The sequence below is a fragment of the Mycobacterium sp. M26 genome (genome assembly GCF_001494595.1).
Lineage (GTDB): Bacteria > Actinomycetota > Actinomycetes > Mycobacteriales > Mycobacteriaceae > Mycobacterium.
The window spans coordinates 1,886,892-1,910,038 of the sequence record NZ_LN929908.1; the positions used below are offsets into that span (position 1 = coordinate 1,886,892).

The window sequence follows — 23,147 nt, forward strand, 5'->3', positions numbered from 1 at the left end:
ACCGCGGTTGAGCCTCTACGGTGATGCACATGACCGGGAAGACGGCGTCAGCCGCGGGGAGTTGGCGCGAACTACTGGGCAACCACCTCGGCGCCACCGTCGTCCTGGCCGGTGGGGTGGCGATCTACGCCATCAACGAGTTCATCACGATGAGCCTATTGCCCAGCACCGTCGCCGATATCGGCGGCGAGCGGCTCTACGCGTGGGTGACGACGGTGTATCTCGTCTCATCGGTGGTGGCCGCAACGACGGTGGGGCCGTTGCTGACCCGGTTCGGTCCGCGCTCGTCCTATCTCGGTGCCCTGCTGAGCTTCGCCGCCGGAAGTGCGCTCTGCTCGGCCGCGCCCTCGATGCAGCTGCTGTTGGTGGGCCGGGTGGCCCAGGGGCTGGCCGGGGGTGTGCTCGCGGGTCTGGGCTATGCGGTGATCAGCGCTGCGCTACCGGACCGGCTGTGGACCCGCGCCTCGGCGGTGGTGTCGGCGATGTGGGGCATCGGCACCCTCGTCGGACCCGCGACGGGTGGGTTGTTCGCCCAATTCGGTTTCTGGCGAGGCGGATTCGGATCGCTGGCCGTGCTGGCGGTCGCGATGAGCGTGCTGGTGCCGATCGCGCTACCGGCCCGCACCGAGTCGACGGGCGAGGATCCGGCGCGCACCGGTATCCCGATCTGGTCACTGCTGCTGCTGGGGATGGCCGCGCTGGCGGTCAGCGCCGCCGCGATCCCGCGCAACCCCGCGGTCATCGCAGGCCTGCTGGCGGTAGGCCTGGTATTGGTGGGGACCTTCCTTGTGGTCGATCGACGGCTCAAGGCTGCGGTGTTGCCGCGCTTGGCGTTTGGGTCCGGACCGCTGAAGTGGATCTACCTCACGCTGGGCTTGCTGATGGCCGCCACGATGGTGGACATGTACGTTCCGCTTTTCGGTCAGCGGCTCGGCGGGCTGGCACCGATCTTCGCGGGCTTCCTCGGGGCGGCGCTGTCGGTGGGGTGGACGGTCGGTGAGATCGCCAGCGCCTCGATCACCAATGCCCGTCGCACCGTGCAGGTGGTCGCCGTCGCGCCGCTGGTGATGGCGGTCGGTCTCGCTGTGGCCGCGGTGACCCAAAATGACCATGCCTCAACACAACTCGTCCTGGTGTGGGCGGCGGCGCTGGCGCTGACGGGGGCCGGCATCGGGATGGCGTGGCCGCATCTGTCGGCCTGGGCGATGGGCTCCGTCGTCGGCGACCCGGCGCAACAGGCGGTGGCCGCGGCCGCGATCAGCACCGTTCAGCTGATGTGCGGTGCGTTCGGGGCGGGTCTGGCCGGTGTTGTGGTCAACCTGCGCGACACCCCCGACGTCACTTCGAGTCGCTCGATGTTCGGGTTGTTCGCGGTGCTGGCGGCGGTCGGTGTGGTGGCCTCCACCCGTTCGGGGCGCGGTCGGGTGTCGGCCTAGTCGTCGTCCTTGCCGGCCATGCGGCGGACGCTGGTGACGCCGTCGACGCTGGCGACGGCGCTGGGGGCGTGCCGGATTCCCGCGCCGGTCAAGGTCAGCAGGACCCCGCCGTCGGGATCGCTGTTGAGTTCGGACAACGTCCACTGGTGTTTGTCGCAGGCGTGCAGGATGCGGCCGATCACACCGTGATTCGGCACATAGGTGATGTGCAGCCGGACCGAGCCGGACAGCCGCGCGGTCAGCCGCTGCGTCAGCGGGGTGAAGCCCAGCACGATCACGAAATGCAGGATCGTCACGACGATCGCCAACTTGACCAGACCCGCGCCGGCGGCCATGCCGATAGCGGCGCACTCCCAGATCGCCGCCGCGGTGGTCAGACCGTGCACGGCGCCCTGTCGGGTGATGATCAGACCGGCGCCCAGGAACCCGATACCCGAGACGATCTGGGCGGCCACCCGGGACGGATCAACCTCGACCGTCCCGGGGCTGAGCACGTCGGAAAAGCCGTACTTGCTGATGATCAGGATCAGCGCCGCCGCGGTGCCGACGATCGTCTGGGTGCGCAGACCCGCGGCCTTGCCGTGCACCTCGCGCTCGAGTCCGATCAATGCGGTGAGGCCGAACGCGATCAGCAGTTCGACGATCTGGCGGGTGCCCTGTCCGGGGCCGCCGAGCAGGGGCGGGTCGGCCAACCAGGTCTGCATGACGACACGGTAAGGCGCGTGGGGCCCGGTCAGCTAGTGCTCACGCTGATCGAAACGCTGGTCGGGGCCGTGCCGTGCTGGAATCGTGACCAACACGTGCGGGTGTGGCTGAGTGGCTAGGCACCGGCCTGCAAAGCCGTTTACACGGGTTCGAATCCCGTCACTCGCTCCACGTTCTTGGCCCCGTTCCGGCGTCGTGTCACGGCCCGGGTAACTGCCGCGGCACCGCTTAGCAACAGTTCGGTAACCCCCCGAAGGGCACCGCCGCGCGGAACTTACACGTCTGTAGTTTTCCCGTCAGGCCTCACCACAAGAACGGGGGAACCATGTCTCGAACCACCAATCGCATAGCGGCGGTCACCGCTATGGCGACTGCTGGGTGCTTCTGGACGGCTCCTTTGTTCAGCCCACGCGCGGTGGCCGACATTGCACCCGGTATTCCGTGCGTCAACATCATCCAGCAGGTCGCCGCCAATCCGCCCGACCTGAGCCAGGGCGTGCCCGGCGCGGCGTCGTCGATCTTCACCAACAACCCGCCGGTCGCCGGCGGGCCGGTCCCGCCGGCCACCGTTCCCGGCACCATCAAGGTGCCCCCGGCCAGCGTTCCCGGCGCCCCTGGCACCCGCGCGGTGACCAGTGGCGCGACGCCGCCTGCCTCGGTCCCCGGCGCCCCGGGCACCGGAGTTTCCCGCACCGTGCCCACTCCGCCCGCCGCCGTCCCCGGTACCCCTCCGGGCGGCATCGTCGGTGGCACCTCCACCCCGCCTGCCGCGGTCCCGGGCGGGGTGCCCGGGACCGCCTCCGCGTGCCGTGCCCGGCAACCCGGGCGTCAACGCCGCGGCCAGCACCCCCGGGCTGCCGAGCCTGATCCCGGCCGCACCGATCGCCAACGCCGCAGGATCGTTGCCGACGCCGCCCGCCGAGGTGCTGCCCGCGGTGGCCCAGGGTGTCGCGACGCTGCTGTCACCGCCGCAGGTCACGATCCCGGGCATCCCCGGGTTCGGGATCCCGCTGCCGACGTCGATCTCCACACCGCGCGACCTGCTGTGCGTCGGTACCGGATGGTCGGCGGGCAAGGTGGGTCCGACCTCGGGTGCACCCGCCGGCGCGGTGCTCGGGGCGGACCTGCCCAAGGGTGGTCGCTGGTTCGACGACTGAGACCGGCCTACCGGCGGTTACCGCGTCGACTTGGTCACCTGGGCGAAGCTGAACTGCCAGCGCTCCACCACCCGGAAGCCGAAGCGGCTGGGAACCTGATAGGCCATCGCCCGGCCCAGCCGGGGACCGGGCTTGAGGTCGGGACCCTGCTCGTGGTCGGGCAGCGTCGCGTCACGCTCGGTGACCGTCCAGATCGCCGGGCAGCCGGGCATCTTGTCGGCCCAGGTCCAGATCGCAACATGGCTGTCCCACAGCCGGTTTCGCTGGATCGCGGGCATCCCTCGGCCGTAGTCGTGCAGCGTGGCGAAGGCAGCGGGCCGGGCGGCGATCAACGGTCGGATCGGGCCCGGCTTCCATGCCGCCGAGTTGTCCATCACCAGGCAGTCACCGGGCTTGGCGTGCCGGGTGATGATGTCGGCGACCTGGCTGTAGTCCATGCCCTCTTTGGCGTAGGGGCCGCGTTGCGCGAGGTAGTTCGGGGTTGCCGCGAAGGCGAATGCCAGCAGCAGAGCGGTGATCCCGGCCCGTGAACGCCCCACGACGACGACGCACAGACCGAGCAGCAGGGCGATCGCCGGTGCGGTGAACGACAGGTAGCGCGGGTAGTAGACGGGGTGGCGCACCACCGAGTAGATCAGCAGGGCAACGGTGGGGATCGCGATCCACGCGACGGCCACGATGACGAGCCGGGCCGGCTGATCGCCGCTGACGCCGAGGGCCCGGGAGCGGCACAGCAGTGCGGCCACGATTGTCACCGCGGCCAGGATGGCGAAGGACAGCGAGTGGTCGAAGTATTGCTCCTGCAGGATCTTTCCCACCGTCTGGGTGCCCAGCCGCGAGATCCACCCGACCTGGAACAGCTGGGTCTGGGAGAACAGCAGGAACGGCGTCACCGCCGCGGCAGCGGCTAACGCCGCGCCGCCCCAGCGCAACCGGATACTGCGCGCATCGGTCAGAACGGCCACCAGGACGGCGTGCACACCGAGAATCAGCACCACGAACACGTTCAGCACTGTCCCGACCGCCACCAGCGCGGAGTACGCCGCCCACCACCGCGCCTGGTTGTGCCGAATTGCGCTGATACACAACACCGTCAGCCACACCCCGGCCACCATGCACAGGGCATACGAGCGGGTTTCGATCCCCGCCCAGGTGACGCGGGGGAGAAGAGCGAACATCACGCCGGCCGTCACGGCAACCGATCGGGTCGAGAGTTGACGGCCCAACACCACCACGCCCGCCGCGGCCAGTCCGATCGCCAGGGAACTGGACAACCGCGACCAGAACTCGGTCGCCGGCACGATCGCGAACCAGCCGTGCATCACCAGGTAGTAGAGGCCGTGGACGGCGTCGATGTTGCCGAGCATGCGCCACAATTCCGGAACGCTGCGCGTGCCGGCGGAAATGGTGGCTGCCTCGTCGAACCACAACGAAGGCCGTGCTGCGCCCGCCGCGCTGACCACGACGGCGAAGATGCCGACCGCGACAGCATCGAGTTGCCGCGCGGGGCGCACTGACCCCGCAACGACGCCAGTGACTCGCTCTGGCCGGAAAGTAATGCTCACGCCGGTGATCCCGTACCCATCTCCTTTGGTGCAAAACGGTAGCCTGCACGGCTGGCGGCCGCGCGGCAGGCGGTGTCGGATGCGCTGAATTCGGAGCGCAATTAGATATGGCCAATGGTGTGGCGCCACCGACAAACGTCATTCCGTGCGATCCGGATTTGCAATTCGGCGTGTTGTCGCGAAACTCACCGCACCTACCGGGAAATGCGTTTTCCCCGGTAAAGTGGCGTCCCACGACGTTGCGAAAGTGCCGCGTGGGGTGAATCGCACCCTGGCGTGGTGCCGAGGCGTTACTGTTCCGGATGGCGCTGTCATTGGAGACTGGAGGGTACGGATGGGCGGTTACAAGACCGTGGTCGTCGGCACGGACGGCTCGGATTCCTCGCTGCGTGCAGTCGATCGGGCGGGCCAGCTCGCCTCCGACCCTGACGCGAAGGTCATCGTGGCGACCGCTTACTTCCCGGCCTCGGAGGACACCCGCGCCGCCGACCTGTTGAAGGACGAGGGTTACAAGATGTCGGGCAACGCCCCCATCTACGCAATCCTGCGCGAGGCCCGTGACCGCGCCAAGGCCGCCGGTGCGGCGAACATCGAGGAGCGGGCCGTCGTCGGCGCGCCCGTGGATGCCCTGGTGGAGCTCGCCGAAGAGGTCAACGCCGATCTTCTGGTCGTCGGCAACGTCGGCCTGAGCACGATCGCCGGCCGTCTGCTGGGCTCGGTGCCTGCCAACGTGGCGCGCCGCTCCAAGAGCGACGTGCTCATCGTGCACACCACCTGAGCGCGGGAAACTCTCCGTCCACGTCGGTGAGCACGGCACCGAACGCCGTTCGCACTCGGCTCTGGGTCTCCGGTGAGCTCAAGGCCGAGAACTTCCCGCTCGCCGACGTGTCGATGCACCTCGGCGAGGACGACTCGCTGGTCTGGGTAGACCTGTGCAACCCCGACCACGACATGTTGTGCCGGCTGGCCGAGGAGCTCAGTCTCGACGAACACGCGGTCGAGGATGTCGTCGAGCGCAGTGAGCGCACCAAAGCGACTCGGTATGCCACACACACGTTCCTGACCGTGTACGCCACGGCTCTGGGTCCACAGCTGCCCAACGATCTGGAGTCCCGGTTGCTCACCGCGCGGGTGTCGATCTTCGTGCTACACGGTGGCATCGTGACCGTCCGCCACGAAAACCATCCTGCTGCACCGGTTTTCGATGTCGACGAGGCGGTTCGTCGCTGGGATGACAACGCCGATTTGTTGAGGCTGGGAAGTCCTGCGCTGCTGCACGGACTGCTCGACGTGATCGTCGACGGCCAGTTCGAGACCATCCAGGACCTCGACGACGCCATCGAGGCACTCGAGGACGGCCTGTTCGATGACCGGGCCCAGACTCGCACAATCCAGCGCGATACCTACCGGCTCCGCAAGGAACTCGTCGAATTGCGGCGCATCGTCCTGCCCATGCGCGAGGTGATCAACACGATCATGCGGCGCCGCGCCGAGCGCGGGGACACCGTCGAACTCGACAGCTGGTACGCCGACCTCTACGACCACGTCATCCGCGCCGCGGAGTGGACCGAGTCGCTGCGCGACATGATCACCACCGTGTTCGAGACGAACCTGTCCCTGCAGGATGCCCGGCTGAACACGATCATGAAGAAGCTGACCGGCTGGGCGGCGATCATCGCGGTCCCGACGGCGGTGACGGGGTGGTACGGCCAGAATGTGCCGTACCCGGGTTTCAACAGCGCAGTCGGGGTGATCGCGAGCGCCGCGATCATCCTGATCACCTCGGCCTTGCTCTATGTGGCGTTCAAGCGGCGCGGCTGGATCTGAGGCGGGCGGGTGTTCGGTTAGCGGCTAGGTGTCGTCGTCGACGTCATCGCCGCCGGTGAACACCTCTTTGGTGCGTTCCACGGCGTGGGTGGCGATGTCGACGGAGTCGGACACGATCGCGCCGACGCCCTCGGTGACGTTTCCGCGCAGCACGTGTGCCGCGTCCTCGACGATGTCGGAGGCCTTCTCGACGGCATGGGTCGCGATGTCCCTGGCCGCGTCGAGTGCGTCTTTCGGATCAAAGCCCATCGGATCCTCCTGGTGTTGGCTGGTGTCGACACTAGACCCGTTCGCCGCGCCGCGGGGGATGCCGGCTATCGGGCGCTGCCGCCGGTGCTCTTGGAGCCCGAGCGGCCGGCGGCCTTCTTCGTGCTGTTCGAGGTGGAAGTTTTTGCAGCAGAACCTGATTGGGGCGAGCGCTTGCCGAGAGCCGAGGCGCCCCCGACGGCGATGCCGTTGATGTTGAATCCCGGTCCGGCCTTGGTGACGATGGCGTCGGTCTGGAAGATCGAGCCGGCGATCGCGAATGGACCTGGACCGGCCTGGACCACTTGTGTCACCGATCCGGTGCCACGGCTGCCGATAGTGAAGGCGGTGCTGAGGAACGCGACCGTCATCGAGCTCGCCGAGGTGTTGCTCTTGGTACCGAACAGCGACAGGGCGTTGCTGAAGTTGCCGTACACCGACGTGAACGATTCCGTGCCCCCGACGTCAGCCGCGACAGTTGCGCTGCCCTGGACGCCGACATCGGACGTATCGCCGAAGAGGTTGATCGCGACATTGGCGATGCCCCGGGAATCGGCGATGCAGTCCTTGGTGCACAAGGCGACAGCGACGTTGCCGACTGACGCCGGTGCGTAGGGGGTGGCTTGTCCGGCACTGGCCGAGGCGTTGACGCCACCGGCGAGCGCGACCGAGAGGGCCCCGCTGTCGGTGGTCGCCGCGCTTCCGTCACCCACCGCTGTCGCGAAGCTCAGCGGACCGTCGGTCTGCGCCCCGGCGTTGGTTCCCACCGCGAACGCCGCGCCGAACAGTCCGTTGGCCTTCGCCGTGGCATTGGTGCCGATGGCAATGGCGATCGACGTCAGATTGCTGGTGCACTCGGCGGTGTTGCCGATCCCGAAGAACGACGCGCACGAGGCGTCGGCGTTCGGGGCGGAGGCCAGCCCGCCCAGCGTCAGCGCCCCGAGGGCCGCAGTGGCAACGAAGGTGTGAGTGCAACAGGCGCGGCGATTCATTTCGCCTCCTTGGTCACGAGGCTGGGTGTGTCCTGTGAGCCGATGCTATGCCGGGGACGGGCCTGCGGTGGCCGGATCGCGTTGAAACGTCACACAGACACACAGCCCCCGGCCCGATGTGCCTCACCAGCCGCGTTCGCGCCATTCCTGCAGGTGCGGGCGTTCGGCGCCCAGGGTGGTGTCATCGCCGTGGCCGGGGTAGACGACGGTGTCGTCGCCATAGGCGTCGAACAGCCGGCTGCTGACATCTGCCAGGAGTTCCTCGAAAGCGCCTGGTTCCCAAGTCTTTCCGACGCCGCCCGGGAACAGGCAGTCGCCGGTGAACAGCTGGGTGGCGGTGCGCTCACCGCCGGGCCGCAGCGCAAGGGCCACCGAACCGGGGGTGTGGCCGCGAAGATGGATGACGTCGAAGGTGAGATCACCCACGTCGATGGTGTCCCCACCCGCCAGGAACCGGTCCGGGGTGACCGGCAGCGGCTCGGCGTCGAGCTGGTGGACCGCCGTCGGGGCGCCGGTGGCCTCGGCCACCGCCGACAGCGCCTGCCAGTGGTCGAAGTGCTGGTGGCTGGTCACGATGAGATCCAGCTTGGGTGCGTACTCGCCGACCAGTTCGACGAGCAACTCCGGGTCGTTGGCGGCGTCGATCAGCAGGCTCTGCCCGGTCGTGGAACACGTCACCAGGTAGGCGTTGTTGTCCATGGGGCCCACCGACGTCTTGATGATCGTCGCCCCAGGCAGCGTGCGCCGCGCCGAGGCCTGCGGCTCGACATGTCCGGTGTAGGTGTCGTCGACGACTGTCATGGTCGCCACGTTACTTGTCGGAGGGTCGACATAGCATGGGGGCGATGTGTTGGGTGCCCGGAAAACCCGCAGGAAGGGGAGCTGGTGGCTGACCGGCTGATAGTCAAGGGCGCGCGTGAGCACAACCTGCGGAGCATTGATCTCGAGCTGCCCCGGGACAGTCTCATCGTGTTCACCGGGCTGTCCGGTTCGGGTAAGTCGTCGCTGGCCTTCGACACCATCTTCGCCGAGGGGCAGCGCCGCTACGTCGAGTCGCTGAGTGCCTACGCGCGCCAGTTCCTCGGCCAGATGGACAAGCCGGACGTGGACTTCATCGAGGGTCTGTCGCCCGCGGTGTCGATCGACCAGAAGTCCACCAACCGCAACCCGCGGTCCACGGTCGGCACCATCACCGAGGTCTACGACTATCTGCGTCTGCTCTATGCCAGGGCCGGTACCCCGCACTGCCCGGTCTGTGGTGAGCGCATCGCCCGGCAGACCCCGCAGCAGATCGTCGACCAGGTACTGGCCATGGACGAGGGGCTGCGCTTCCAGGTGCTGGCGCCGGTGGTGCGCACCCGTAAGGGAGAGTTCGTCGACCTGTTCGACAAGCTCAACACCCAGGGCTACAGCCGGGTCCGGGTCGACGGTGTGGTGCACCCGCTGACCGACCCGCCGAAGCTGAAGAAGCAGGAGAAGCACGATATCGAGGTGGTCGTCGACCGGCTCACGGTCAAGGCCAGCGCCAAGCAGCGGCTCACCGACTCGGTCGAGACCGCGCTGAACCTCGCCGACGGCATCGTCGTGCTGGAATTCGTCGACCGCGAGGACGATCACCCGCATCGCGAGCAGCGGTTCTCCGAGAAGCTGGCCTGCCCCAACGGGCACCCGCTGGCCGTCGACGACCTCGAGCCCCGGTCGTTCTCCTTCAACTCGCCCTACGGCGCCTGCCCGGAGTGCAGCGGCCTGGGCATCCGCAAGGAGGTCGACCCCGACCTGGTGGTTCCCGATCCGGAGCTGACGCTGGCCGAGGGCGCGGTGGCGCCGTGGTCCATGGGCCATAACGCCGAGTACTTCACCCGCATGCTGTCCGGCCTCGGTGAGGCGCTGGGCTTCGACATCGACACCCCGTGGCGCAAGCTGCCGGCCAAGGCCCGCAAGGCGATCCTGGAGGGCTGCGACGAGCAGGTTCACGTGCGCTACAAGAACCGTTACGGGCGCACCCGGTCGTACTACGCCGACTTCGAAGGTGTGATGGCCTTCCTGCAGCGGCGGATGGAACAGACCGAGTCCGAGCAGATGAAGGAACGCTACGAGGGCTTCATGCGCGACGTTCCGTGCCCGGAGTGCGACGGCACGCGGCTCAAGCCGGAAATCCTGGCGGTGACGCTCGCGGCCGGCGACCGCGGAGCGAAGTCCATCGCCGAGGTCTGCGAACTGTCCATCGCCGACTGCTCGGACTTCCTCAACGAGCTCACCCTGGGGACCCGCGAGCAGGCGATCGCCGGACAGGTGCTCAAAGAGGTGCAGTCCCGGCTGGGCTTTCTGCTCGACGTGGGCCTTGAGTACCTGTCGTTGGCGCGTGCCGCGGGCACGCTGTCCGGTGGCGAGGCGCAGCGGATCCGGCTGGCCACCCAGATCGGCTCCGGCCTGGTCGGGGTGCTCTACGTGCTCGACGAGCCCTCCATCGGGCTGCACCAGCGTGACAACCGCCGGCTGATCGAAACCCTCACTCGCCTCAGGGATCTGGGCAACACCCTCATCGTCGTCGAGCACGACGAGGACACCATCGCCCATTCCGACTGGGTGGTCGACATCGGTCCGGCCGCCGGTGAGCACGGTGGCCAGGTGGTGCACAGCGGGCCGTACCAGGACCTGCTGAAGAACCCGAACTCCATCACCGGCGCCTACCTGTCGGGCCGGCAGAGCATCGACGTGCCGACGATCCGGCGCCCCACCGACCGGCGCAGGCAGCTGACCGTAGTCGGTGCCCGTGAGCACAACCTGCGTGAGATCGACGTGGCCTTCCCGCTGGGTGTTCTCACCTCGGTGACGGGCGTGTCGGGCTCGGGAAAGTCCACACTGGTCAACGACATCCTGGCCTCGGTGCTGGCCAACAAGCTCAACGGCGCCCGTCAGGTGCCGGGCCGGCACACCCGGATCAACGGGCTCGAGCATGTCGACAAGCTGGTCCGCGTCGACCAGTCGCCGATCGGGCGCACGCCGCGGTCCAACCCGGCCACCTACACCGGGGTGTTCGACAAGATCCGCACACTGTTCGCCGCGACCACCGAGGCCAAGGTCCGGGGCTACCAGCCCGGCCGGTTCTCGTTCAACGTCAAAGGTGGCCGCTGCGAGGCGTGTTCAGGTGACGGCACCATCAAGATCGAGATGAACTTCCTGCCGGACGTCTACGTCCCGTGCGAGGTGTGCCAGGGCGCCCGGTACAACCGGGAGACCCTCGAAGTGCACTACAAGGGCAAGACCATCTCCGAGGTGCTCGACATGTCCATCGAGGACGCCGCCGAGTTCTTCGAGCCGATCACCGGTATCCACCGGTATCTGCGCACGCTCGTCGACGTCGGCCTGGGCTATGTGCGGCTGGGTCAGCCCGCGCCGACCCTGTCCGGTGGTGAGGCGCAGCGGGTGAAGCTGGCCGCCGAACTGCAGAAGCGGTCTACCGGGCGGACGGTCTACATCCTCGACGAGCCGACCACGGGCCTGCACTTCGAGGACATCCGCAAGCTGCTCAAGGTCATCAACGGTCTTGTGGACAAAGGCAATTCGGTGATCGTCATCGAACACAACCTCGACGTCATCAAGACCTCGGACTGGATCATCGACATGGGGCCCGAAGGCGGTGCCGGCGGCGGGACGGTCGTGGCACAGGGCACGCCCGAAGACGTCGCGGCGGTGCCGGAGAGCTACACCGGCAAGTTCCTCTCCGAGATCCTCGAAGCTCCGGCGCCCAAGCGCACCACCCGGCGGCGCAAGGTCAGCGCGTAGCAGCTCAGCCGTCGGCCGGTTTGCGCATCGAGGCGCGGATCTCTTCGAGCTTGTCGTGCGCTGCGCGCTGACGGGCCTCGTACTGTTCCTCGATGCTGCGGCCCTCGGGAGTCTCGGCGTCCAATTCAGCTGAGCCGAGGGCGGTTCCGTAGCGCGTCTCAATCTTGTCGCGGACCGAGTCGAACGTCGGCACGCCGTCCGAGGTGTAGCCGGTGTCCACGGCGGGCGCGGTCGCCGGTGGCGGGGTCACCGGGGTCGGCGCGGGCGCCGGAGCCGGTTCCGGCTCGGGCTTGGCGTGGCGGGGGATGTAATCGTCGGCCATAGCAGTCACCGTACTCCCGGCAGGTGCCCGCCCCGGCGGGTTAGCGCACCGCGGCCTGCAGTGGCGGCGGACCACCGGCCGCGGCGATCGTCACCGGTCCCGGCGGTCGCACCGGCGGTACCGGCAACGCCACCGCCGGGACGTCCGGCGTCCCGATCTGGCCGGCCAGCCAGGGCAGCGAGGCAGTGAACACCCGCGCGGCGAACGGCCAGTCGTGTTTACCCGGCTGGGCCACCACCGCACAGTTGATCCCGTCCGCGCTGCCCAGGGCGCACAGCGTGTTGGCCGCGGCGGTTTGGTCGCCGGGGTTCGGGTTGGCATCCCGACCGCCCAGCCCGGTCGCGCTGACGGTGATCGTCTGCGGTGTGGTCGGCTGGCTGGAGGGACTGCCCGAGATGGCGAACCAGGCCGAAATATCTTGGTATCGGCCGTGCTTGGTGATCACGGTCGCCGGGTCGAAGGCGGCGTACGCCGCGGCGTCCCCGCCGAACAGCCGGTCGATGGTCTGGGTTTTGGTGCCCGAATTCGGGGCGAAGTCACCGGCGATGTCGACGATCGAACTGAACATGTCCGGATGCATGGTCGCCAGGTCGACGGCGCACGTGCCGCCCATCGACCAGCCGACGATGCCCCAGCGGGCACGGTCGGGGCTCACACCGAAGTTGGACTCCATGTACGGCACGACGTCCTTGGTGAGGTGGTCGGCGGCATTGCCGCGCGGACCGTTCACACACTCGGTGTCGTTGTTGAACGATCCGCCCGAGTCGACGAAGACGAATACCGGCGCATTGCCATGGTGCGCGGCGGCGAACTGATCGATGGTCTTGATCGCATTGCCGGCCCGCATCCAGTCGGCCGGGGTGTTGAACTCCCCGCCGATCATCATGACGGTCGGCAGTTTCGGCGGCGGGTCGGTGGCGAAGTAGGCCGGTGGCAGGTACACCCACTCGTTGCGGTGCTTGAACTGCGATGCGGTGGACGGGATGGACACCGAGACCACCGTGCCGGTGGCCGGGATCGCATGGTGGGCGACCATCGCCGTCACGGTCGCGCGGTCGGTCTGATCGGGCAGTGGACCGGCGGTGAGCTGATTCCACGCCGTCTGCACGGTCGGGAAGTAGCCCACCCAGAGGTTGAGCATCAGCGCCGCCGACAGAGCGCACAGCGGTATCGCGAGCACCGACATGCCGCGGCGCCACCACCGCGCGCTGCGCCACCCCACGACCGCGACCGTCGCCGCCAGGCCGGTCACCGCGATCCATACCCACAGTTGTCGCGGCGCCGGGTCACCGGCCAGGCCGTCGTCGGCGATGCTCCAGTAGGCGTAGCCGGCCAATGCGACGCCGACAGCGGCCGCCAGCGGCAGCCACAGCAGCCGCCAGCGCCGGCTTCGCCAGCCCACCGCCAGCACCAGCACCACGCCCGCGACGATCTGGGCGCTCAGTGGCACCCAGCCGTGCATCAACGAAATGTGTTGGTGGAACGGACTCGCCGGGTCCGCGAGGAACGTGTCGGCGACCATCGTCGTCGAAGGTGTCACCGCTCTATCGTGACGAAGGTTCCTTGAAGGTCGCTGTGAGGACGCCGTGAGCCGGCGTCAATTTCAGCGTGGTTTGGCCAGCGGGAAGGGCAGCGTCTCGCGGATGCTGCGCCCGGTGATCAACATGACGACGCGGTCCACACCCACGCCCAGCCCTCCGGTCGGGGGCATCGCGTACTCCATCGCCTGCAGGAAGTCCTCGTCGAGTTCCATCGCCTCGGGGTCACCGTCGGCGGCCAGCAGCGACTGCTCCTGCAGCCGGCGGCGCTGCTCCACCGGATCGGTGAGCTCGCTGTAGGCGGTGCCCAGCTCCACGCCCCAGGCCACCAGATCCCACCGCTCGGCGACACCGGGCTTGCTGCGGTGCGGCCGGGTCAGTGGCGAGACCGAGGTGGGGAAGTCGGTGTAGAACGTTGGCGCCTCGGTGCGGTCCTCGACCAGCCGCTCGTAGAGCTCCAGCACCACCGCGCCGGCGTCCCAGTGCGTCAGGTAGGGGACCGACGCGGCGTCGCACAGCCGGCGCAGCACCGGCAGCTCGGTCTGGGCGTCGATGTGCTCGCCGAGGGCCTCCGAGACGGCGTCGTGCACGGTCTTGACCGTCCACGTCCCGGAGATGTCAACCGGCTCCAGGGCGCCGTCGCCGCCGTCGGCCGGCCGCATCACCACCGCCGAGCCGTTGGCCGCGATCGCCGCGTTCTGGATCAGCTCGCGGCAGCCGTCGATCCACACCAGGTAGTCGGCGTGCGCCTGATACGCCTCCAACAGGGTGAACTCCGGGTTGTGGCTGAAATCCACACCCTCGTTGCGGAACGCCCGACCCAGCTCGAAGACCCGTTCCACACCGCCCACGCAGAGCCTCTTGAGGTAGAGCTCGGGGGCGATGCGCAGGTAGAGGTCCAGGTCGTAGGCGTTGATGTGGGTGGTGAACGGTCGGGCGTTGGCTCCGCCGTGGATCTGCTGCAGGATCGGGGTCTCGACCTCCAGGAAACCCTTGGCGAACAACGTTTCCCGGATGGCGTGCAGCACATTGCTGCGGGCCCGGATCAGCTCGCGCGCTTCGGGGTTGATGGCCAGATCCACATAGCGGGCCCGCACCCTGGCCTCGGGGTCCTGCAGGCCTTTGCGTTTGTCGGGCAAGGGCCGCAAGCACTTTCCGAGCATCCGCCAGTGCGCCACGATCAGCGACCGCGTGCCGTTCTTGCTGTAGCCCATGTGACCGCCGGCCTCGACCAGGTCCCCGAGATCCACGCCGGCGAAATCCTCGGCAGCGCCGTCCAGCGCCGACTTGTCGAGCAGCAGCTGCACATCGCCGGACCAGTCCCGCAATTGGGCGAACACCACACCGCCGTAGTCGCGGGTGCGCAGGATCCGCCCGGCGACGGTGAGGGTGACGTCGTCGGCTTCGGCCAGGGCCTGGGCGACCGTGTGGGTCGGCGGCTTACCGACCGGGTAGGCGTCGATTCCGTTGTCCTGCAATGCCTTCAGCTTGGCCATCCGGACCCGGACCTGGTCGGGGAGCCGGGCTTCGGCGGATTCACCGGCCGGCTCGGCAGCGGGCCGGTCGGTGTCGGGGGCACTGCCGTCGGCATGCAGCCGGCCGCTGGCGGCAAGATCGTGCGGTACCGAGGAGCGGTGGCCGGTGTGCTGCTTGTTGCGCCGCGAGAACGGCAGGACCAGGAAGCCTTCGGCGATCACCGAGGCAACGCCGACCCGGGGGATCAGCCGGGCGTCCTCGTAGCAGGCGTAGCGCGGTACCCACTGCGGCTGGTACTTCATGTTGGACCGGTACAGCGTCTCCAGCTGCCACCACTTGGAGAAGAACACCAGCAGCGCCCGCCACAACCGTGCCACCGGGCCTGCGCCCAGCTGTGCGCCCTGCTCGAAGGCCGACCGGAACATCGCGAAGTTCAGCGAAACCCGGCTCACACCAATGTCTTCGGCGTTCTGCATGAGGTCGCTGACCATCAGTTCGATGGTGCCGTTGGGGGACTGCGGGGAGCGGCGCATCAGATCCAGCGACAACCCGTTGTTGCCCCACGGCACGAGGGACAGCATCGCCACCACCTCACCGGCATCTGACCCCGAGTCGCTTCGCTCCTGCCCACCGGAACCAGAAACGGCCTCCACCAGCAGGCAGTCCCCGTCGGCGGCGTCGCCGAGCCGGCCCAGCGCCATCGAGAAGCCCCGCTCGGTCTCGGTGTCACGCCAGGCGTCGGCGCGCTTGATCACCGCAGCCATCTCCTCGGCGGAGAAGTCGCGATGCCGGCGCATCCGCACGGTCAGCCCGGCGCGGCGGGCCCGGGTCACGGCCTGGCGGACCGCCCGCATGTCCGACCCGGACAGGTGGAACTTGTCCGGATACAGGATGGCCTCGTCACCGAGTTGCAGGGCGTTGAGCCCGGCCTCCCGATACGCCTGCGCGCCGGTGGAACTGGCGCCCATCACACCCGGCGCCCATCCGTAGGTCTGGCACAGGTCCAGCCAGGCGCCGATGGCCTGCTGCCAGGCCCGCGGATCACCGATCGGGTCGCCACTGGCCAGGCACACCCCGACCTCGACGCGGTAGGTGATCGCGGCGCGGCCGCTCGGCGCGAACACCACCGACTTGTCCCGGCGGGTGGCGAAGTAGCCCAGCGAGTCGTTCTTGCCGTAGACCTCGAGCAGGCCGCGGATCGCCGACTCGTCCTCACCGGTGAGCGCGTTGTCGGCCTTCTGGGACTGGAACAGCACGATCGCGGCCACCATCAGGGCCACCGCCCCGAACAGGCCGAGTAGCGCGTTGACGAAGACGTGGGGGTGGCCGGTGAACGCGTCGGCACCCGCCCCGGCGAACGCGCCGACCCGGTTCAGCGCGTACCAGAACCGGTCTTCGCGGGCCAGTGTGCCGGGGAACAGTTCGAGCAGGCCCCAGCCGACCAGGGTGCCGATGGCCATCCCCGCGACCAGGGTGGCCGCCGCCTTGAGCAGGGCGCCGGATCGCACTCTGGCCCAGAACTCGCGGTAGGCCAGCAGCAGGAAGCCGACCGAGGCCACGTGGAAGACCAGGCCGATGACCTCGCCGACATCGACGGCGGCGGACTCTTCGCCGGTCAGCAGATCAACGGTGTTCCAGACCGCGGCCGCGACCATGTAGAAGACGAGGATCCACCACGCGATCCGCTTGCGGGCGGCCAGCGCAGCGGCCAGCAGTCCGAGGACGAAGGCCCAGGCGAAGCTGGTGTCCGGGAAGTTGAAGATGTAGTCGTTGATGAACTCGCGCGGCACCTTGATGATGTGCCGCAGCAGCGGCGAGACGCTGGACAGCAGCGACAGGGTCGCGATGACACCGATGATCCAGCCGGCTGCGGCGGGTACCCAGTGGAAGCGTGAGGTTGGCCGACTCGTGGTGACGGTCATAGGCCGCGAGGATATTCGCTCGGCCTGCTAAATGGGTGCACCGCTACCACACGGGACCTGTGTACTTCTCGCCCGGACCGGTGCCGGGTTCCTCGGGTGCGGCGCTGGCCTCCCGGAAGGCGAGCTGCAGACTCTTCAGCCCGTCACGCACCGGGCCGGCATGCGGTCCCAGATACTCGGCCGAGGCGGTGACCAGGCCGGCCAGCGCGGTGATCAGCCGACGGGCCTCGTCCAGGTCGCGACGCTCGCTGGCGTCCGGATCGGGGTCGGCCAGACCCAGTTTCTCGGCGGCGGCGCTCATCAGCATGACCGCAGCCCGGGTGATGACCTCGACCGCCGGGATGTCGGCCAGGTCGCGGATGCTAGGGGAATCCGTCATGCCTGTTAGACTGGCATGCACGACCGTCCCGGCGTACGCCAGGGACAGCAAGTGGAGTCCCACTCCCACCGCCGGCCGCGGAATTCTCCGAAGGCCACGCGGTCCGGTCACAGATACCGTCACGGTATCTGTTCTGCGGTTTCGCAGGCAGCTCAGGCTGTGATCGGTCGGCATTGGGCCCTGCTTCTACGCAGGGCCTTACTGTTCGGTTGAACAGTGTGCTGGTGGCGTGGTGTCCGCACCGCTGCTCCCGCCGTCACCGCGGGCGGTCAGCAGAGAAACGCTAACCAGGGAGGCCCCATCAGCACTGAGACACGTGTCAACGAGCGCATTCGCGTACCTGAAGTCCGCCTGATCGGACCGGGTGGCGAACAGGTAGGCATCGTGCGCATCGAAGACGCCCTCCGCGTCGCCGCGGATGCCGATCTCGACCTTGTGGAAGTAGCCCCAGACGCCAGACCGCCGGTCTGCAAGATCATGGACTACGGCAAGTACAAGTACGAGACGGCCCAGAAGGCGCGCGAGTCTCGCAAAAACCAGCAACAGACCGTCGTCAAGGAACAGAAGCTCCGTCCCAAGATCGACCCGCACGATTACGAGACCAAGAAGGGTCACGTCATCCGCTTCCTGGAAGCCGGGTCGAAGGTCAAGGTGACGATCATGTTCCGCGGTCGCGAGCAGTCCCGGCCCGAACTCGGGTACCGGCTCCTGCAGCGCCTGGCCGGTGACGTGGCCGACTTCGGCTTCGTCGAGACCTCGGCCAAGCAGGATGGCCGCAACATGACGATGGTGCTGGCACCGCACCGCGGCGCGAAGACTCGCGCCAAGGCTGCGCAACAGACGATCGGAGCGCCGGCGGCAGAACCCGCCCCAGAGCCCGACGCTCCCACCGACAACTGATAACGACGAGAACTGAGGACACATGCCCAAGGCCAAGACCCATAGCGGTGCCAGCAAGCGTTTCCGCAAGACGGGCACCGGCAAGATCGTGCGGCAGAAGGCGAACCGTCGCCACCTGCTCGAGCACAAGCCCAGCAAGCGGACCCGTCGCCTCGACGGCCGTACCGTGGTGGCCCCCAATGACACCCGGCGTGTCAACGCGATGCTGAACGGCTAAGCGCCGTAACCCCTTTGCTTCTGACCGACCAAGAATAGGAACACCCCCATGGCACGCGTGAAGCGCGCACTGAATGCCCAGAAGAAGCGGCGCACAGTACTGAAGGCGTCGAAGGGCTACCGCGGCCAGCGCTCGCGGCTCTACCGCAAGGCCAAAGAGCAGCAGCTGCATTCGTTGACCTACGCCTACCGGGACCGTCGTGCCCGCAAGGGCGAGTTCCGCAAGTTGTGGATCTCCCGCATCAACGCGGCCGCCCGCGCCAACGACATCACCTACAACCGGCTGATCCAGGGCCTGAAGGCCGCCGGTGTCGAGGTGGACCGCAAGAACCTCGCCGAGATCGCCGTCAGCGACCCGGCCGCGTTCACCGCGCTGGTCGAGGTGGCCAAGGCCGCCCTGCCGGAGGATGTCAACGCTCCCTCCGGTGAAGCCGCCTGATAACGGCACTCACTGAACGATCCGCCCGGGTGGTGGCTGCAGTAAAACTGCAGCGCCACACCGGGCGTCGTCGTGCTGGGCGCTTTCTGGCCGAAGGTCCCAACCTGGTGCAGGCCGCCGCCCGGCGCGGACTGGTCGACGAGGTCTTCGCCACCGAGGCTGCCGCGGAGCGGCACGCCGACCTGCTGGCCGGGCTGGCGGTGCAGCCGGTCACCGAGCGCGCCGCCAAGGCGCTCTCCGAGACGGTGACACCCTCCGGGCTGGTTGCGGTCTGCACGCTGCCCGAGACCGGCCTCGACGACGTGCTGAGCGGATCTCCGGCCCTGATCGCGGTCGCGGTGGATCTGTCCGAACCCGGCAATGCCGGGACGCTGATCCGGCTCGCCGACGCGATGGGCGCCGCAGCGGTGGTCTTCGCCGGGCACAGCGTCGATCCCTACAACGGCAAGTGCCTGCGGTCCTCGGCGGGCAGCATCTTCGACGTCCCGGTGGTGGTGGACGAGGACACTCCCGCCGTGTTCGCGCGGCTGAAATCTGCGGGCCTGCAGGTACTGGCGACGACCCTCGACGGCGATGTGGACCTCGACGACGCCGAGCAGATGCTGCGCGCCCCCACGGCGTGGGTGTTCGGGCCGGAGGCCCACGGCCTGTCACCGGAGCTGGCGGCACTGGCCGAGCACCGGGTGAGCATCACGATGGCCGGGGGAGCCGAGAGCCTCAATGTCGCTGCAGCAGCGGCGATCTGCCTCTACCAGAGCGCGCGGGCCCAGCGGCGGGCAGGCTCAGGCGAGCCGGGCTAGGTCATAGACCGTCATCGCCGCGGTGATGTGCACGATCGCCGCCGGATCGTCCAGCTCCTGATGGCACAGCTTCTCGATGCGGCGCAGCCGCTGCGCCACCGTGTTGGGATGGATGACGAGTTCAGCCGCGGTGGCGCCCCGGTCTCGCCGGCAGTCCAGGTAGGTCCGCAGCGTCGTGAGTAGCTGGGTGCGGTGCTCGGTGTCATACTCGATCACCGGACCCAGTGTGCGCAGGGCGAATTCGTCCAGTTTTGTCGAGTCCTCGACCTGCAGGAGCAGCCCGACGATACCCAGATCGTCGACCGTGACCACGCTATTCGTCCGGCCGGAACGGATCGCGATCTCGAGCACTCCCTTGGCGATCCGGTAGGCGTCGGCCGAAACCGCCGACGGGCGTTCGGAGACCGCGACGGTGACAACGCCACCGGGCACCGATTGCTCCAGGGTGCGCATGACCGCGGCCGGTGCCCCGTCGATATCCGGTGCCGTCGTCTGCGGCCACAGGATCACGATGTGGCCGCGATGCATGGCGACCAGCGGCCGGGGACGGAACCCGGCCGCCAATCTGGCGACCTGGGTGAGCGCCCGCTCGTAGGCCATCGACTCGCTCTGCCCGTCCGGCGGAGCCACCGCGGCGACCATCGCCACATGCGCGACGGTGAGATCGTGGCCCAGGCGCTGGGCCCGCAGCAGAAGCTCGTCGGCGGGTGCGGTGCGGCTGGCCAACAGATCGGCGAGCAATTCACCGCGCAATCGGTGTTCGACCTCGGCGGCGGTCCGGTCGCGCAGCAGTTCCAGCGCCACCACCAGCGATCCGTGCTCGACGGCCCGCGAGTCGATCGGACCGATCGCAGAACCGTTGGCGGGAAACCAGATTCGGGCTACCACGTCGCTACCGAGCCGGACGGTGCTGACGTACATCTGCTGCGGTCCCGACTCGCCGACGAGCACCGGAGCGGACTCGGTGTCGTCCTCCCCGTTGGCCGCCCGCCAGTGCGAGTCGGGGAACTGGCTGCTCTCGCCGGCCAGTGCCAGGACGGTATGGCGGGCGTCGTCGATGAGCACGGGGCGGCCCAACAGTTCCCGTAGCGTGGCGGCGATTCCGGCCAAGCCGCCGGAGCGCAGCGTGACACCGAGCAGACGTTCATGGATCTGCTCGGAACGGCGCAGTGCGTCACGCTGTTCGCGCAGTGAGGCGTTCAGCGTCCGCAACTCCTCGAGCCGGCTCGCCGAGGTCAGCGCGATAGCAGCGTGGTTGGCCAGCAGCGTCATTCGTTGGATGCCGTGCTGGGTGAAGGTGTGCGCGGGGCTGTAGTAGCCGTTGAGCGTCCCCAGCACTTCGTTGTGGGCGATCAGCGGCACTGCTATCACCGCGCGGTAGCCCTGCTCGCGGGCGATGCCTGCCCACAGGGCGAACCCGGGCTCTGCGGTGACGTCGCGGACCGCGACCGCCGCGCCGGTGTGGAACGCCCGGCTGGACGGCGACGTGCTGTCGAGTTGGATCGGCCGATCGGAGTTGACCCGTTGGACGTAGTCGTCGGACAGGCCACTGAATCCTGCGATCAGTAGCCGCTGTCGCTGTTCGTCGGGCACCAGGACCCCGCAGAAGTCGAAGCCCAGCAGGCTTCTGGCCGTATCGGCGACCAGGTTCAGCACCTGCTGCAGGTCGGCGTCGGCTGTTGCCGCGGTACTCAGCACGCTCAGGGCGTCGAGCCAGGTGAGCAGCTCGCGGCCCGGCCGGAGCGGGGTGGTGTCGGGCATGCCCCCATTGTGCCGGTTATGTCGTTAGAGACATTGCAGATACCAAAGTATGTCGACACGAACATTGAGTGCCTGCCCATGAGTGACGACACTCATATCCGACGGCCCATAGCGGGCACATCACGCACCGAGAAGACCGACGGATGTGAGGACAGATGAACTACGCGAACGCCGAGACCGCCGCGGCGCCGATCGGCGACACCAGCCCGCCGAACACGCGCGACATCGTCAACCCGTCCACTGGCGAGGTGATCGCGACGGTCGCCGAAGCGTCCGCCGCAGACGTGGACGTCGCCGTCGCCCGGGCCCGAGCCGCCTTCGACAGCGGGCCGTGGCCGGAGATGACCCGGACGGAGCGGGGTCGGCTGCTATTGCGGATGGCCGACGCCATCGATGCCGCCACCGAGCGGCTCTACACCCTCGAGGCGCAGAACAACGGTCGCCCCATCACCGAGACGCGAGCCCAGCTGGCGCGCGTGCCGGAGTGGTTCCGTTACAACGCCGCTCTGCTCGCCGCCCAGCGCACCGCGGTGCTGCCCGGCGACGGACCGTACCTCACTTATCAGCAACGGTTACCGCTCGGGGTGTGCGGCATCATCACTCCGTTCAACCACCCGATGCTCATCCTGGCCCGCAGCCTGTCGGCGGCACTGGCCAACGGCAACACGGTGGTGGTCAAGCCGTCCGAGCTGACGCCGCTGACCACGCTCGCGCTGGCCGAAATCCTCACCGAGGCAGGCCTTCCCGACGGGGTCCTGATGGTGGTGACCGGCGGTCGTCCGGCCGGTGAGCGGCTGACCACCCATCCCGACATCGCCAAGATCACGCTGACCGGCGGCACCGAGGCCGGCCGTGCCGCGGCCGTGGCCACCGCCTCGCGTTTCGCGCGGGTGACCGCCGAACTGGGCGGCAAGACCCCGATCCTGGTCTTCGATGACGTCGACCCGCACATCGCCGCCGAAGGCGCAGCCTTCGCCGCGTTCGTCGCCGCCGGCCAATCCTGCGTCGCCGGTTCACGTTTCCTGGTCCAGCGGCGCAGCTATGACGCCTTCGTCGAGACCCTCGCCGCCCGGGCCCGCGCGATCCGGGTGGGTGACCCGGCCCTGCCCATCACCCAGATGGGCCCGCTGATCAGTGCGACCCAGCGTGACAAGGTGCGGGCACTGATCGACAGCGGTCTTGCTCAGGGAGCGCGGCTGGCCGCCGGTGGCGGGGTGCCCGCACTCGACCCGCGCCTGCAGTCCGGGTTCTTCCTGGAGCCGACGGTGCTGTCCGAAGCCAGCATGGACATGGCGGTCGCCAGCCAGGAGATTTTCGGACCGGTGGCGGTGGTGATTCCGTTCGACGACGAGGCCGACGCCGTGCGGATGGCCAACGACAACCGCTACGGGCTGGGTGCCGGCGTCTGGACCACCGATGTCGCCCGCGCCCATCGGGTCGCCTCGCGCATCGTGGCCGGGATGGTGTGGGTGAACGACCATCACCGGCTCGAGCCGTCCCTGCCCTGGGGCGGGGTGAAGGAGTCCGGTCTGGGCAAGGACGCGGGTACCGAATCCTTCGACGACTTCTCCTGGGTCAAGACCATCGTGGTCCGGACGGCAGCCGAGCCGGTCGACTGGTACGGCGCCGAGACACCCGGCCGGCTGAACTGACGGCGCGATGACTAATCACCAACGTACT

At 68.3% G+C, this 23,147-nt stretch carries 21 protein-coding genes and 1 tRNA gene; 11 read left to right on the plus strand and 11 right to left on the minus strand.

The features are described 5' to 3' along the window. Window positions 1–29: 29 nt before the first annotated feature. Window positions 30–1,436, plus strand: coding sequence for an MFS transporter (locus BN3385_RS18305; protein ID WP_059018761.1), 1,407 nt, complete (start codon window positions 30–32; stop codon window positions 1,434–1,436). On the opposite strand, the gene BN3385_RS18310 is transcribed toward BN3385_RS18305, so the two are convergent. Next, window positions 1,433–2,140: an MgtC/SapB family protein gene (locus BN3385_RS18310; RefSeq protein ID WP_059018764.1), complete on the minus strand. Its 708-nt coding sequence runs from the start codon at window positions 2,138–2,140 to the stop codon at window positions 1,433–1,435. The genes BN3385_RS18305 and BN3385_RS18310 overlap by 4 nt on opposite strands. 98 nt (window positions 2,141–2,238) lie before the next feature. Between BN3385_RS18310 and BN3385_RS18315 the strand changes: the two genes are divergently transcribed. Next, window positions 2,239–2,312, plus strand: a tRNA-Cys gene (locus BN3385_RS18315). A 132-nt stretch (window positions 2,313–2,444) separates the two neighbouring features. Here the strand turns inward: BN3385_RS18315 and BN3385_RS18320 are convergent. Continuing rightward, window positions 2,445–2,882, minus strand: coding sequence for a hypothetical protein (locus BN3385_RS18320; protein WP_059018766.1), 438 nt, complete (start codon window positions 2,880–2,882; stop codon window positions 2,445–2,447). Between the two features lie 5 nt (window positions 2,883–2,887). On the opposite strand from BN3385_RS18320, the gene BN3385_RS18325 reads away from it, so the two are divergent. Further along, window positions 2,888–3,298, plus strand: coding sequence for a hypothetical protein (locus tag BN3385_RS18325; protein ID WP_231748760.1), 411 nt, complete (start codon window positions 2,888–2,890; stop codon window positions 3,296–3,298). A gap of 17 nt (window positions 3,299–3,315) precedes the next feature. Here BN3385_RS18325 and BN3385_RS18330 read toward each other — a convergent pair whose 3' ends face one another. Continuing rightward, a complete protein-coding gene (locus tag BN3385_RS18330; RefSeq protein ID WP_059018770.1) occupies window positions 3,316–4,812 on the minus strand; it encodes a glycosyltransferase family 39 protein in 1,497 nt (498 codons plus the stop codon). Between the two features lie 385 nt (window positions 4,813–5,197). Here BN3385_RS18330 and BN3385_RS18335 point away from each other — a divergent pair, with 385 nt between their 5' ends. Further along, a complete protein-coding gene (locus tag BN3385_RS18335) occupies window positions 5,198–5,641 on the plus strand; it encodes a universal stress protein (RefSeq protein ID WP_059018772.1) in 444 nt (147 codons plus the stop codon). A gap of 26 nt (window positions 5,642–5,667) precedes the next feature. Beyond that, the gene (locus BN3385_RS18340; protein WP_059018774.1) at window positions 5,668–6,690 is read left to right on the plus strand and encodes a magnesium transporter CorA family protein; all 1,023 of its coding nucleotides are present in this window, start codon (window positions 5,668–5,670) and stop codon (window positions 6,688–6,690) included. Window positions 6,691–6,714: 24 nt separating this feature from the next. Here the strand turns inward: BN3385_RS18340 and BN3385_RS18345 are convergent, their stop codons facing one another. From BN3385_RS18345 to BN3385_RS18355, 3 genes are all read right to left on the minus strand, one after another. After that, the gene (locus BN3385_RS18345) at window positions 6,715–6,939 is read right to left on the minus strand and encodes an Rv1893 family protein (RefSeq protein WP_059018776.1); all 225 of its coding nucleotides are present in this window, start codon (window positions 6,937–6,939) and stop codon (window positions 6,715–6,717) included. Window positions 6,940–7,004: 65 nt separating this feature from the next. Then, window positions 7,005–7,928, minus strand: coding sequence for a hypothetical protein (locus tag BN3385_RS18350; RefSeq protein ID WP_059018778.1), 924 nt, complete (start codon window positions 7,926–7,928; stop codon window positions 7,005–7,007). Between the two features lie 123 nt (window positions 7,929–8,051). Further along, entirely contained in the window at window positions 8,052–8,729 is a 678-nt protein-coding gene (locus BN3385_RS18355; RefSeq protein WP_059022127.1) for an MBL fold metallo-hydrolase, read from the minus strand. A gap of 84 nt (window positions 8,730–8,813) precedes the next feature. Here BN3385_RS18355 and uvrA point away from each other — a divergent pair, with 84 nt between their 5' ends. Continuing rightward, on the plus strand, window positions 8,814–11,714 hold the full coding sequence (gene uvrA / locus BN3385_RS18360; RefSeq protein WP_059018780.1) for an excinuclease ABC subunit UvrA: 2,901 nt from the start codon (window positions 8,814–8,816) through the stop codon (window positions 11,712–11,714). 4 nt (window positions 11,715–11,718) lie between these two features. Here the strand turns inward: uvrA and BN3385_RS18365 are convergent, their stop codons facing one another. The 4 genes from BN3385_RS18365 to BN3385_RS18380 all read right to left on the minus strand — a co-directional run bounded on the left by BN3385_RS18365 (window position 11,719) and on the right by BN3385_RS18380 (window position 17,351). Next, the gene (locus BN3385_RS18365) at window positions 11,719–12,036 is read right to left on the minus strand and encodes a PspA/IM30 family protein (RefSeq protein WP_156432799.1); all 318 of its coding nucleotides are present in this window, start codon (window positions 12,034–12,036) and stop codon (window positions 11,719–11,721) included. 40 nt (window positions 12,037–12,076) lie between these two features. Then, window positions 12,077–13,558: an alpha/beta hydrolase gene (locus tag BN3385_RS18370; RefSeq protein WP_197415314.1), complete on the minus strand. Its 1,482-nt coding sequence runs from the start codon at window positions 13,556–13,558 to the stop codon at window positions 12,077–12,079. Between the two features lie 81 nt (window positions 13,559–13,639). Further along, the gene (gene lysX / locus BN3385_RS18375) at window positions 13,640–16,972 is read right to left on the minus strand and encodes a bifunctional lysylphosphatidylglycerol synthetase/lysine--tRNA ligase LysX (protein ID WP_059018782.1); all 3,333 of its coding nucleotides are present in this window, start codon (window positions 16,970–16,972) and stop codon (window positions 13,640–13,642) included. A 43-nt stretch (window positions 16,973–17,015) separates the two neighbouring features. After that, window positions 17,016–17,351 carry a DUF1844 domain-containing protein gene (locus BN3385_RS18380; RefSeq protein ID WP_059018784.1) on the minus strand — a complete coding sequence of 112 codons (336 nt, stop codon included), beginning with the start codon at window positions 17,349–17,351 and terminating at the stop codon, window positions 17,016–17,018. Between the two features lie 300 nt (window positions 17,352–17,651). Here BN3385_RS18380 and infC point away from each other — a divergent pair, with 300 nt between their 5' ends. Genes infC through BN3385_RS18400 form a run of 4 tightly spaced genes read left to right on the plus strand, consistent with a single transcriptional unit; the run spans window position 17,652 to window position 19,706 of the window. Continuing rightward, window positions 17,652–18,251 (plus strand): translation initiation factor IF-3, encoded by a 600-nt coding sequence (infC, locus tag BN3385_RS18385; RefSeq protein ID WP_082690741.1) that lies wholly within the window; start codon window positions 17,652–17,654, stop codon window positions 18,249–18,251. Window positions 18,252–18,273: 22 nt separating this feature from the next. After that, window positions 18,274–18,468 carry a 50S ribosomal protein L35 gene (rpmI, locus tag BN3385_RS18390; protein ID WP_059018788.1) on the plus strand — a complete coding sequence of 65 codons (195 nt, stop codon included), beginning with the start codon at window positions 18,274–18,276 and terminating at the stop codon, window positions 18,466–18,468. Between the two features lie 48 nt (window positions 18,469–18,516). Beyond that, window positions 18,517–18,906 carry a 50S ribosomal protein L20 gene (gene rplT, locus BN3385_RS18395; protein ID WP_011780528.1) on the plus strand — a complete coding sequence of 130 codons (390 nt, stop codon included), beginning with the start codon at window positions 18,517–18,519 and terminating at the stop codon, window positions 18,904–18,906. Continuing rightward, a complete protein-coding gene (locus BN3385_RS18400; RefSeq protein ID WP_231748866.1) occupies window positions 18,906–19,706 on the plus strand; it encodes a TrmH family RNA methyltransferase in 801 nt (266 codons plus the stop codon). The genes rplT and BN3385_RS18400 overlap by 1 nt, the downstream gene beginning before the upstream one ends. Here the strand turns inward: BN3385_RS18400 and BN3385_RS18405 are convergent. Continuing rightward, a complete protein-coding gene (locus tag BN3385_RS18405) occupies window positions 19,689–21,467 on the minus strand; it encodes a helix-turn-helix domain-containing protein (RefSeq protein WP_059018791.1) in 1,779 nt (592 codons plus the stop codon). The two genes, BN3385_RS18400 and BN3385_RS18405, sit on opposite strands and share 18 nt — an antisense overlap. 155 nt (window positions 21,468–21,622) lie before the next feature. Here BN3385_RS18405 and BN3385_RS18410 point away from each other — a divergent pair, with 155 nt between their 5' ends. After that, the gene (locus tag BN3385_RS18410) at window positions 21,623–23,119 is read left to right on the plus strand and encodes an aldehyde dehydrogenase family protein (protein ID WP_059018793.1); all 1,497 of its coding nucleotides are present in this window, start codon (window positions 21,623–21,625) and stop codon (window positions 23,117–23,119) included. Window positions 23,120–23,147: the final 28 nt, after the last annotated feature.

Coding starts and splice junctions, on each gene's coding strand:
- BN3385_RS18305 (WP_059018761.1), top strand. CDS start 30: ATGACCGGGAAGACGGCGTCAGCCGCGGGGAGTTGGCGCGAACTACTG.
- BN3385_RS18310 (WP_059018764.1), bottom strand. CDS start 2,140: ATGCAGACCTGGTTGGCCGACCCGCCCCTGCTCGGCGGCCCCGGACAG.
- BN3385_RS18320 (WP_059018766.1), bottom strand. CDS start 2,882: ATGCCGCCCGGAGGGGTACCGGGGACGGCGGCGGGCGGAGTGGGCACG.
- BN3385_RS18335 (WP_059018772.1), top strand. CDS start 5,198: ATGGGCGGTTACAAGACCGTGGTCGTCGGCACGGACGGCTCGGATTCC.
- BN3385_RS18345 (WP_059018776.1), bottom strand. CDS start 6,939: ATGGGCTTTGATCCGAAAGACGCACTCGACGCGGCCAGGGACATCGCG.
- BN3385_RS18350 (WP_059018778.1), bottom strand. CDS start 7,928: ATGAATCGCCGCGCCTGTTGCACTCACACCTTCGTTGCCACTGCGGCC.
- BN3385_RS18355 (WP_059022127.1), bottom strand. CDS start 8,729: ATGACAGTCGTCGACGACACCTACACCGGACATGTCGAGCCGCAGGCC.
- BN3385_RS18365 (WP_156432799.1), bottom strand. CDS start 12,036: ATGGCCGACGATTACATCCCCCGCCACGCCAAGCCCGAGCCGGAACCG.
- BN3385_RS18370 (WP_197415314.1), bottom strand. CDS start 13,558: ATGGTCGCCGACACGTTCCTCGCGGACCCGGCGAGTCCGTTCCACCAA.
- lysX (WP_059018782.1), bottom strand. CDS start 16,972: ATGACCGTCACCACGAGTCGGCCAACCTCACGCTTCCACTGGGTACCC.
- BN3385_RS18380 (WP_059018784.1), bottom strand. CDS start 17,351: ATGACGGATTCCCCTAGCATCCGCGACCTGGCCGACATCCCGGCGGTC.
- rpmI (WP_059018788.1), top strand. CDS start 18,274: ATGCCCAAGGCCAAGACCCATAGCGGTGCCAGCAAGCGTTTCCGCAAG.
- rplT (WP_011780528.1), top strand. CDS start 18,517: ATGGCACGCGTGAAGCGCGCACTGAATGCCCAGAAGAAGCGGCGCACA.
- BN3385_RS18405 (WP_059018791.1), bottom strand. CDS start 21,467: ATGCCCGACACCACCCCGCTCCGGCCGGGCCGCGAGCTGCTCACCTGG.
- BN3385_RS18410 (WP_059018793.1), top strand. CDS start 21,623: ATGAACTACGCGAACGCCGAGACCGCCGCGGCGCCGATCGGCGACACC.